The 9,871-nt window shown below is 73.0% G+C and carries 8 protein-coding genes and 1 pseudogene; 3 read left to right on the top strand and 6 right to left on the bottom strand.

Annotated features, from left to right (window positions below; all coding sequences use genetic code 11):
* Positions 1-209: pseudogene (locus tag ND747_RS28485) on the bottom strand (hypothetical protein); the annotation flags it as partial.
* A gap of 4 nt (positions 210-213) precedes the next feature.
* Between ND747_RS28485 and ND747_RS28480 the strand changes: the two are divergent.
* Complete coding sequence (locus ND747_RS28480) at positions 214-2,691, top strand: transglycosylase domain-containing protein (protein WP_374216348.1); 2,478 nt, start codon at positions 214-216, stop codon at positions 2,689-2,691.
* A 136-nt stretch (positions 2,692-2,827) separates the two neighbouring features.
* Here ND747_RS28480 and ND747_RS28475 read toward each other — a convergent pair whose 3' ends face one another.
* The 4 genes from ND747_RS28475 to ND747_RS29945 all read right to left on the bottom strand — a co-directional run bounded on the left by ND747_RS28475 (position 2,828) and on the right by ND747_RS29945 (position 6,260).
* A complete protein-coding gene (locus ND747_RS28475) occupies positions 2,828-4,000 on the bottom strand; it encodes an SIS domain-containing protein (RefSeq protein WP_251737342.1) in 1,173 nt (390 codons plus the stop codon).
* A gap of 6 nt (positions 4,001-4,006) precedes the next feature.
* Positions 4,007-4,210 carry a Trm112 family protein gene (locus ND747_RS28470; protein WP_251737341.1) on the bottom strand — a complete coding sequence of 68 codons (204 nt, stop codon included), beginning with the start codon at positions 4,208-4,210 and terminating at the stop codon, positions 4,007-4,009.
* Positions 4,210-5,568: a phosphomannomutase/phosphoglucomutase gene (locus tag ND747_RS28465; RefSeq protein ID WP_251737340.1), complete on the bottom strand. Its 1,359-nt coding sequence runs from the start codon at positions 5,566-5,568 to the stop codon at positions 4,210-4,212. The genes ND747_RS28470 and ND747_RS28465 overlap by 1 nt, the downstream gene beginning before the upstream one ends.
* Before the next feature lie 275 nt (positions 5,569-5,843).
* Positions 5,844-6,260: a DUF3499 domain-containing protein gene (locus ND747_RS29945; RefSeq protein WP_251737339.1), complete on the bottom strand. Its 417-nt coding sequence runs from the start codon at positions 6,258-6,260 to the stop codon at positions 5,844-5,846.
* A 433-nt stretch (positions 6,261-6,693) separates the two neighbouring features.
* On the opposite strand from ND747_RS29945, the gene ND747_RS28455 reads away from it, so the two are divergent.
* The gene (locus tag ND747_RS28455; protein WP_374216349.1) at positions 6,694-7,086 is read left to right on the top strand and encodes a metallopeptidase family protein; all 393 of its coding nucleotides are present in this window, start codon (positions 6,694-6,696) and stop codon (positions 7,084-7,086) included.
* A gap of 54 nt (positions 7,087-7,140) precedes the next feature.
* Positions 7,141-8,523: a mannose-6-phosphate isomerase, class I gene (gene manA / locus ND747_RS28450; protein WP_374216347.1), complete on the top strand. Its 1,383-nt coding sequence runs from the start codon at positions 7,141-7,143 to the stop codon at positions 8,521-8,523.
* A 109-nt stretch (positions 8,524-8,632) separates the two neighbouring features.
* Here manA and ND747_RS28445 read toward each other — a convergent pair.
* Positions 8,633-9,871: DUF5719 family protein (locus ND747_RS28445; protein WP_251737337.1), on the bottom strand; the 1,239-nt coding region annotated here is incomplete at its 5' end.

Genomic DNA, 9,871 nt, shown 5'->3' with positions numbered 1-9,871 from the left:
GGCAGGCCCCGTGCCGGCGCGGCCGAGCGCGTTGCCACGCCACCCCGGCCGGCGTCGCACCCGGCGTCTCCTGCACCGTCCCCATCCCCGTCCCCGGTGGCCCCGTCCGGGACGCCGGTGACCCCGTCCGGGGCACCGTCGATGTCCGCGTCGACGGGCCGGCCACCCGGGCCAGCACTGACTGCGAGGGCCATACCGGTGGGAGCCACACCGATGTCCGCGGCGACGACGGACTCCGCGCGGCTGGATGCCGCCACGGGGGCCGACCGTTTCCTGCGTTCCCCGGGGCCCGAGGATGCCGATCCCCGAGGTGAGGCCGCCGGCGGGTCGACCCGGGACATGCTCGACTCCCGCGACGGTACGGGCCCGGACACCACGCCTGTACCGGGCGGGTCCGGCAGCCGCCCGCGACCGCCGGTCGACCGGCGGCTGGTGCTGCGCAAGATGGCACTGACCACCGGTGCGATCGGTCTGGTCCTCGCGCTGCTGGCGCTGCCTCTGGTCGGCGCCGTGGGGCTGTTCGCCAAGAGCAGTGCCGATCACTTCCTCGGCCTGCCCGGCGAGCTGGTCACCCCGCCGTTGCCGCAGAGCTCGACGATTCTCGCCGCGGACGGCTCGCCGATCGCGACCCTGCGCGGGGCCGAGAACCGCGTCGTCGTCCCGGGCAAGGACATCCCGAAGGTGATGCGGGAGGCGATCGTCGCGATCGAGGACGCTCGCTTCTACGAGCACGGCGGTGTTGACCCGCAGGGTGTACTGCGCGCCGCCCTGCGCAACAGCGAGTCCGGCAGCGTTTCCCAGGGCGGGTCGACGCTCACCCAGCAGTACGTCAAGAACGTGCTGCTGCAGAATGCCCGAACCCCCGAGGAACGCGAGGTGGCCGCCGGGGACTCGCTCGACCGCAAGCTCCAGGAACTACGGTACGCCCTCGACATCGAAAAGCGTCTTTCAAAGGACGAGATCCTCGAGCGGTATCTGAACATCGCCTATTTCGGTGACGGCGCCTACGGTGTCGGCACGGCCGCCGAGCACTATTTCGGCACACCGATCTCCCAGGTGAGTGTCGCCCAGGCCGCGCTGCTCGCCGGCCTGGTGCAGAGCCCGTCGCGGTACAACCCGGCCGCGCACCCGCAGTCCGCGCTGGTCCGGCGCAACACGGTGCTCGACAAGATGGCCGAGAACTCCTATATCTCGGCGACCCAGGCGGATGCGACCAAGCAGCTGCCCCTGGACGTCCGGCCGGCCCCGCCGGCGGCCGCGGACTCGTGCGTGACGTCCACCGCCCCGTTCTTCTGCGACTATGTCCGCTCGCAGCTGCAGGCGAGCCCGGCGCTCGGCAGCACCCTCGAGGAGCGCAACCGCCGGATCTATGAGGGTGGCCTGGTCATCCGCACGACGTTGGACCCGCAGGTCCAACTGGCCGCACAGGACGCGGTGAACTCGACGATCGCGCCGACCAACCGGGTCTCGGCGACCGAGGTCGTCGTCCAACCGCGGACCGGAAACATTCTGGCGATGGCCGTCAACCGGGTGTACGGGCCGGACACGGCGGCCAACCAGACGGTGGTCCCGCTGCCCACGAAGGCCACGTTTCAGCCCGGTTCGACCTTCAAGACGTTCGTGCTGGCCACCGCGATCGAACAGGGTTACGGCACCTCGACCGCGTTCTACTCGCCGGCCTGTTACGTCAGCCCGAAGTTCCCGCTGGACCGCGGGGAGGGCGACTGCCCAAAGGGGTACTCGAACTCCGACCCGGCCGAGGCCGGCGTCTACGACATCCCCAAGGCCACCGAGGACTCGGTGAACACGTTCTACGTCCAGCTGGCGGAGAAGGTCGGTATTCCCGCGGTACTGGAGATGGCCAAACGGCTCGGCGTGAGCCCGCCGGAGGTGGACCAGATCGGAGCCACCGACGGCGCGACCGCGATCGGCGGTGGGCAGCACATGTACGTCTCACCGCTGCAGATGGCCGACGCCTACGCGACGATCGCCGCCAGTGGCCTGCGCTGCACGCCGCGGTTCGCCACCAGCGTCGTCGACTCGAGCCAGGACACCCTGGACGTCGCGAAGGGTCCGCAGTGCGAGCAGGTGCTCGCCGAGGGGGTCGCCAACACGGTGACCAGCGTGCTGGCCGGCGTACCGATTCGCGGTACCGGCACCAACGCGGCGATCGGGCGGCCTTCGGCGGGCAAGACCGGTACCACCGACGAGTACTCGGCGGCCTGGTATGTCGGGTTCACCCCGCAGCTGACGGCGGCGGTGTCGGTCGGCGACCCGTCCGGCGCGGAGTCGCATCCGTTGCGGGGTGTCGTCGCGGATGGCCGGACCTGGGCCCGGGTCTTCGGTGGTGACCTGCCGGCGATCATCTTCGGCAAGTCGATCCGCGCGGCGCTGGCGAACCAGCCGGTCGAGGCGCTACCTGCCGCCGACCCGACGGTGGCCCGGGGCACCAAGGGCGGTCTGCAGAACACCCCGCCAGCACCGCCGGCCCCGATCCCCCAGCCGGGTCTGCCGGGCGGGGTGCAGAATCCCGTCCTGCAGGGTCTACAGGGCGTCCTCGGCGGTGGCCAGGGCGGCCAGAACAACGGCGGTGGCCAAAGCGGCCAGAACAACGGCGGTGGCCAGGGCGGCCAGGACAACGGCGGTGGCCAAAGCGGTCAGGGCGGCGGAGGCGGCCCGGGCGGACGTTGATGTCCGGCCGGGCAGGCCGGGGCCGAGCAGCGCACGGACGCTGACGCCCCCGGCCTGATGCCGGCCTGGTTGTTCTGAGCCGCGAGGCTCCGGGCCTGGCTGCCCGGGGTCATGCGTGGTGGAGCCGAAAGCTGGCTCAGCGGCCCAGATCGTGGGCGGCGAGGGTCTGGCCGGGGTCGACGCCGAGAGCGAGGGCCAGGTAGACGGCCGTGAAGTCGAACAGCCCGAGCACGGCGGCGAGCCGCTCCACCGGGTCGGCTCCCTCAGCCCGCAGCTCGGTGACACCGACGCCCCGCTCGGCGGCCACGGCGATGACCGCCTCGGCCTGCCGGGTGACCTCGGTGGATTCGACGCCCGGGTCGCGCAGCAGGACAAGCCGCAGGCGCAGCGGCGGCTCCTCGTCGTCGACCCGGTCGCGGAAGAAGTCCTCAAGGTCATCCGCGGTTCCACCGGATCCGGATCCGACCGCGGGGCCACCGGTGCTCCGCCCGGCGCCGAACGGCCCGTCCAGCAGGCCGATCTGCAGATGGCCGGGATGGGGCAGCCCGCCGGCCAGCGCCGGATACCGGGCGATCGCCGCGAGCTGATCGACGGCGCCGCGGGCGGCCGCCGCGGTGACCGCGGAGGTGCCCCAGACCAGTGGCAGGCTACCGGCCAGCTCAAGCGCGAGGGTCTTCGCCGGGTTGACGAACGACTCGCTGGACGAGCGGCACCGGGTCGCGATGCCTTCCAGACGCACCGCAGTGGCCTCGAGCGCCGCATCCGTCACTCGCAGCACGCCCAGGGCACGCCCGGCGACGAGCAGCGGAACCACAAGCGACCACAGCGTGGTGCTGACCGGCCGGCCACCGGTCAGCGGCACGTACGTTGCGCCCGTGACCGAGGCCAGATGGGCCGCAGGTGTGTCGGGCGGGGCGACGACGGCCACCCGGGCCCCACGCCGGGTCGCCTCCTCGACCGCGGAAAGCATCTCCGCCGATGCCCCGGAAGCGGACACCGCGAGGACCACGTCGGCGACGCCGACCCATCCGGGCAGCCCGTAGGCATGGTGGCCGAGTACCGGCACCGGGCCTGCCGGCCCGGCGACCGCGGCGAGAACGTCGGCGACAAGCGCCGATCCGCCCACCCCGACGACCAGGATCGCGCGGGGACGACCGTCTGCCGCGAGCCGGGCGACGCCGGCTTCCTCGGCCAGTACGGCGCTGTGGCGCACCTGCGGCCCGGCGGAGGCGACGTGCGGTAGGAGAGCGACAACGCCGCCGCCGTCAAGCCGGGCGGGGTCGTCGAGTGCGGTCTCGTCGACGTACACGCCGCCTCAGCTGGCGGTCGACGCGGCGGTACCGGTGAACGGGACGGCCTCGTCGAGCAGCATCACCGGGATGTCGTCCCGAACCGGGAAGGCCAGGCCGCAGGCGAGGCAGACCAGGACGGGGGCGCCGGCAAGCTCGTCCGGCCGCAGCTCACCATGCTTGCTGCACGGACAGGCGAGGATCTCCAGCAGCAGCGGGTCGAGGCTCATCAGGCTTCCTTTCGGCTCCGGACCAGCGACAGTACGTCGTCGCGCAGCCCGGTCATCGTCTCATCATCCGGGCCCTCGACGTTGAGCCGCAGCAACGGCTCGGTGTTGGACGGGCGCAGGTTGAACCACGAGCCATTGGTGAAGGTGATCGTCAACCCGTCGAGATGATCGACGGTGTCGGCCGAGGTCGAGTAGGCCTTCTCCACCTCCAGCATGGCGAGGGTGGCATCGGCGACCTCGGAGTTGATCTCACCGGAGGCGCTGTACCGCGCATATCCACCGAGCAGGCCCGACAGCGGCCCGGCCTGCCCACCCAGGGCGGCCAGCACGTGCAGGGCCGCGAGCATGCCGGAGTCGGCCCGCCAGAAGTCACGGAAGTAGAAGTGACCGGAGTGCTCGCCGCCGAAGATCGCGCCGGTACGGGCCATCTCCGCCTTGATGAACGAGTGGCCGACCCGGGTGCGCACCGGCACGCCGCCGCGTTCGAGCACCAGCTGCGGCACGCCCCGACTGACGATCACATTGTGGATGATCGTCCCACCTGGCTCGCGGGCGAGCTCACGGTCGGCGACCAGCGCGGTGATGACCGACGGCGAGACGATCTCGCCGCGTTCGTCGACGACGAAGCAGCGGTCGGCGTCACCGTCGAAGGCGAGGCCGATGTCCGCTCCGGAGGCGCGGACGGCGGCCTGCAGGTCGCGCAGGTTGGCCGGCTCGATCGGATTGGCCTCGTGGTTCGGGAAGGTGCCGTCAAGCTCGAAGTACAGCGGGACGACGGTGAGCGGCAGGTCCGCGAGCGCTGCCGGGACGGTCAGCCCACCCATGCCGTTGCCGGCGTCGACGGCGACGACGAGCGGCCGGATGCCGGCCAGATCCACGAGCGTGCGCAGGTGGCGGACGTAGTCGGCAAGCAGGTCACGGGTGGTGATCGAACCGCGCCGCCCGGACCCGGCGGGCACGCCCTGTTCCACCAGCGCACGGATCTCGGCGAGCCCGGTCTCCTGGCCGATCGGAGCGGCGCCGGCCCGGCACAGCTTGATGCCGTTGTACTTCGCCGGGTTGTGCGAAGCGGTGAACATCGCCCCGGGGATGTTCAGGGCGCCGGCGGCGTAGTAGAGCAGGTCCGTCGAGCCGAGGCCGGCCGCGATCACGTCCGCGCCCTGCTCGGCCGCACCCTGCGCGAACGCGTCGGCCAGCGGCACCGACGACTCACGCATGTCGTGTGCGGTGACGATCTGCTCGGCCTCGAGCAGGCGCACGAACGCGGCCCCGGTGGCGCGTGCGATGTCCACGTCGAACTCGGCCGGGACGACTCCCCGGACGTCGTACGCCTTGAAGATCCGCGAGAGGTCGCGCATCGGATTCCCCGCCCTTCACCTGGCTGTCCCCCGCACCGGTCGTGAGCGCACCCAGGGTGACCCCGACCCGTGGTGAAACCCCACTGGTGAGCGGGTGCTCCGGCACCTGCGGCGCCTGCCGCCGCCGTCAGGGATGACGATATCCGCAGCCCCCGACAGCCCCGGTGCCGGATCCGGCAAGGGCCAACACCCGAGACAACGCGAGCCGCCGGCCATCCTCCCGCAGGGGATGCCAGGAGATGCCCGGGGACGGCTCGCGCTGGGCCCGAGGAGCCTCAGGACGGACTGGGAACCGCCCGTAGATGCCCGCGTCGACCGCCGGGGTCGGAGGTACCACCGCCGCCGCCCTGCGGACCGGCCCCGCCGCCGGGCGGGGGCTCGGGACCACGACGGGGCGTCTCAGGGCCGCGACGGGAGGCTTCGCGCACGGCATCCGCGAGGGCTTCCAGGTCATCCCCGGCCACCTCACGGCCGCCCTCACGCGGCGCCTCGGCCTCGGCCTCGAGCCGGACGACCGCCCAGCCGAGCGGCACGGTGAGCCGATCGGCGTGCGTGCCGCACAGGTCGTACGAGTGCGGCTCGACGTACGGGGACAACGGGCCCAGTACGGCCGTCGACTCGGCGTAGGCATACGTGAGCGTGGCAACCGCGGCTGCCGAACATGCCGAGCGGGAGCAGCGCCGAGGCTTCACGTTCCGGACGGTAGCCCCCGGAACGGACGACGGCCACCACCTATCGTCGTGTCGCGTGACGCGAGGCTGAATCGTCACGCGTTGTCGACCGATTCGTTGCGCCCCGCATCCGATCCCCCGCGTAGCACGGGTACCACACGGACTATCGAGATCGTCAAGCTCATGGAACCTCCTCGGTCCGGGAGGGAGTCGGGGGTCGTACGGTCCTATGGTCGGTCGCGGCCATGGGCAAGCGACCGGCGGGGTCGGCAACCGGCCCCGCCCGGGCGCCGCGCACACCCGGAAGGTGCCGAGGTGAGCAGGCGCCCGATGCCGGGCCGGTCGAAGTCCCTGTCGGGAACGCTACGCTCACAGGGTGACCGACCTCGAGCGGTTCCCCCCGGCGGGCCGGCCGATTCACGTTCGCCGTCGCCGCGACCGGCGCGGTCGGGGCGTGCGCGGCATGATGCTGCCCTCGGACGTGCCCGCCTACGCGACCCGCGGCGACCGGTTCGACGACTTCGTGCTGGACGCGGTGGAGCATCTCGACCACCGCTGGTCAGCGGAGCTCTCCGACGTCGAGTTCGCCGTCGAGGACGTGCCGCCGATCGCGGTCGGGGACGAGGAGATCCCCCTGGCCAGATACCAGCCAGCCACGGGAAAAGGCCGGTCAGCGACCCCACGACGGATCGTCGTCTACCGCCGGCCGATCGAGGCCCGCACCGTCGACAACGAGGAGCTCGCCGAGCTGGTCCTCGACGCGATCATTCACGAGGTGGCCGACATGATGGGTGTCGATCCGGCCGTGATCGACCCCGAGGGCCACGGCTGGGGCGACGAGGACTGACCGGAGGGCGCCCGGCGGCGGTGATCGTCACCGGGCACATCCCAGAGGGAGATCGTGACCAGGAACACCTCACCCGCGGCGCACGTTCGGGTGTCGCCGAGGGCATCCGGGGGTACACGCGCCCGCGTACTGCCGTTGCGTGGCGTGGCACAGGCCTACGCCTGGGGCTCACCGACGGCCATCCCGGCACTGCTGGGCGTCCCACCGAGCGGCACACCGGTCGCCGAGCTGTGGCTCGGCACCCATCCGGTGGCGCCCGGGCTGGTCGAGACCGGCGCCGGGCAGTACCCGGCCGCCGACTTCGTGGGCAACCTCCCGTTTCTGCTGAAGGTGCTGGCCGCCGACCGCGCCCTGTCACTGCAGGTGCATCCGGACGTCGCCCAGGCCCGGGCCGGCTTCGCCGCGGACGAGGCCGCCGGCCTCGCCCTCGACGATCCGCAGCGCCGTTACCGCGACCCCAACCACAAGCCCGAGCTCATCGTCGCGCTGACGCCGTTTCGCGCCCTCGCCGGTGTCCGCGACCCGCGGTGCACCCTGGCGGTCGTCGCCGGCCTCGGCGTGGCCGCCCTCGAGGCGGCCTTCCGTCCGCTGGCCACCGACCCGCACGCCGGCGCCGCCACCGTCCTGCGGACCCTGCTGACCATGCCGACCACCCCGGCGAAAGCCCTGGTCGACGACCTGGTCACCGCCGCCGCCCGCCTGCGCTCCGCCTCCCCCGTGGCCGGCGACCACGCTATCGACAACGAACTTTCCCGGGCGGCGGATCTGGTGGGCCACCTGGCCGCGGCCCATCCCGGTGACGTGGGCATCGCGGCGGCCCTGCTGCTCAACGACGTCACGCTGCAGCCCGGCGAGGGCCTGTTCCAACCAGCCCGGCTGCTGCACGCCTACGTCGACGGCCTGGGCATCGAGATCATGGCTGCCTCCGACAACGTCCTGCGTGGTGGCCTCACCCCCAAGCACATCGACGTCGACGAGCTGCTGCGCATCCTCGATCCGACGCCGAGCGACGCCCCGGTCCGCCCGGCCCGCCCCCTGGCCACCGGCCCGGGCGGACAGCTGCACGGCTGGGACGTCCCGGTCGCCGACTTCACCCTGGCCGAGGCCGTCTGCACCGGCGGCGACCTGCCGGTGGGCCGCCCGACAGTCCTGCTCGCCGTCGACGGCGAGGTCACCGTGACGATCACTCCACCGGTCGCCGTCCCGACCGATCCCACCCCCCGCCCCCGCGCAGACGCCGGCACAGCGGACGGCAACCGGGTGCGCGACGACATGAAGGTCAGCAGCACGACCGGCGACAGCACGGCGGGCGGCTCGGTATCGGGTGACCCGACGACGCTCACGCTGCACCGGGGCGAGTCAGCCCTGGTGACGGCCCCGGCCGACGTCGTCCTCTCCGGCCATGGACGAGTGTTCCTCGCCGCCTCTGGCCACTGACCCGCCCCAGACGCCCGAAACTACCCCTGGTGATCGCCGGACCGGCCGACAGTCAACCGATCACATGGCTCGAAGGTCATCGACATGCCTGGTAGCGAGCCGACATCGACTAGCGATAGGGCAGGCCTGGATCGGCGACCGCCGGGGGTGCGTCCAGCAGCATGGGCGCGCCCCGCAGTGGGATGATCGCGGAGAGAATCCGTGGCAGGACCGGTGCCGGCAGCGCTGTCCCGGATCCGCCCGCCGCCCCTGCCGGGCCCGGGTCGGCGGGTCCGCCCGAACCTTCCGAACCGGCGGGATTGGCGGAACTGTCGGGGTCGGGGTCGGTGGCTCCGGCGATCACGGTGGCGATCAGCGGGCCGCCGGTGGCGGTCAGCCGTCCGGCGGGGGGGCGGGCGCGCTGTGACAGGACGGCGACCGAGCCGGCTCGCAGACGCACCGTCGTGGTGTCCACGTGGGCGGTGACCGGTCCGAGCGGGGCGGCGAGCACAAGGGCACCGGCGGCGCCGGCGGGGACGGGGGGCACGGCGACGACGGCATCGACAGCCGTACCGGCACCGGCGGTGGGGCCGGTCGGGTCGCTCAGGCCGACGCCGCGACCGTAGCCGTCCAGTCCGGGCCGGCCGTCCGACACTTCGAGGCGGGTGGCACCCGCCCAGGTGCGCACCCCCTGCCACCCGGAGGCCAGGCCCAGTTCGGCGAGCACCGGCTCACCGGCACCGGCACCGGCCAGCTCACCGACATCGGCCGACCTCCTGCCGTCGACCGACTCCCCGGCGCCGGGGCCGACCGATTCGACGAGCACGGCGCTGGCGAGACCAGCAGGCAGCGGGACCGGCACCGAGATCACCCCGGCGGCGGGGACGCGCACCTCGGCGAGTCCGGGCGGGACGTGCGGGCCGGCCGGGGTCAGCACGCTGACGCGGACCGTCGCGGACCGTCCCGGCGCGGCGAGGACGAGGGTGGTGGCCGGGGCCGGTGGACCGGGCGGGACGACCACCCCGCCGAGCAGCAGGCGGCGCGCCACCGGTGCGGTGGCGGGCACCAGGCGCGGCGCGGCGAACGGGCCGCCGGTGCTGGACCGGTCGATCATCCAGGTGAGCAGGCGTCCGGTGCGGACCTGGACGTCCAGTGCGGTCACGGCCGCTTCCGGGGCAAGGGCGGCCAGCCGGCGGATGACCGCATGCCCGGCGGCCACGGTGACGTCCTGCCCGGGGCCGGCCGGCCCGTCGGTGAACACCCGCAGGCTGGCCTGCGCGGGCGTGTCGGCGAGGTTCGCCAGGACGACGAGCGGGTCACGGCCGGCCACGGTGGACGGCCCGGCGAACCAGCTGCGCGACCGTGGCGG

The organism is Frankia sp. R82, from assembly GCF_023716925.1.
Classification (GTDB): Bacteria; Actinomycetota; Actinomycetes; order Frankiales; family Frankiaceae; genus Frankia.
Note: the sequence above shows the minus strand (reverse complement) of the source record. Positions and strands in the feature narration are given on the sequence as shown.

Bases quoted from the DNA above. Each gene is read 5' to 3' on its own strand.
- ND747_RS28480 (WP_374216348.1), top strand. From the start codon at position 214: ATGTCCGCGGCGACGACGGACTCCGCGCGGCTGGATGCCGCCACGGGG.
- ND747_RS28465 (WP_251737340.1), bottom strand. From the start codon at position 5,568: ATGCGCGACCTCTCGCGGATCTTCAAGGCGTACGACGTCCGGGGAGTC.
- ND747_RS28470 (WP_251737341.1), bottom strand. From the start codon at position 4,210: ATGAGCCTCGACCCGCTGCTGCTGGAGATCCTCGCCTGTCCGTGCAGC.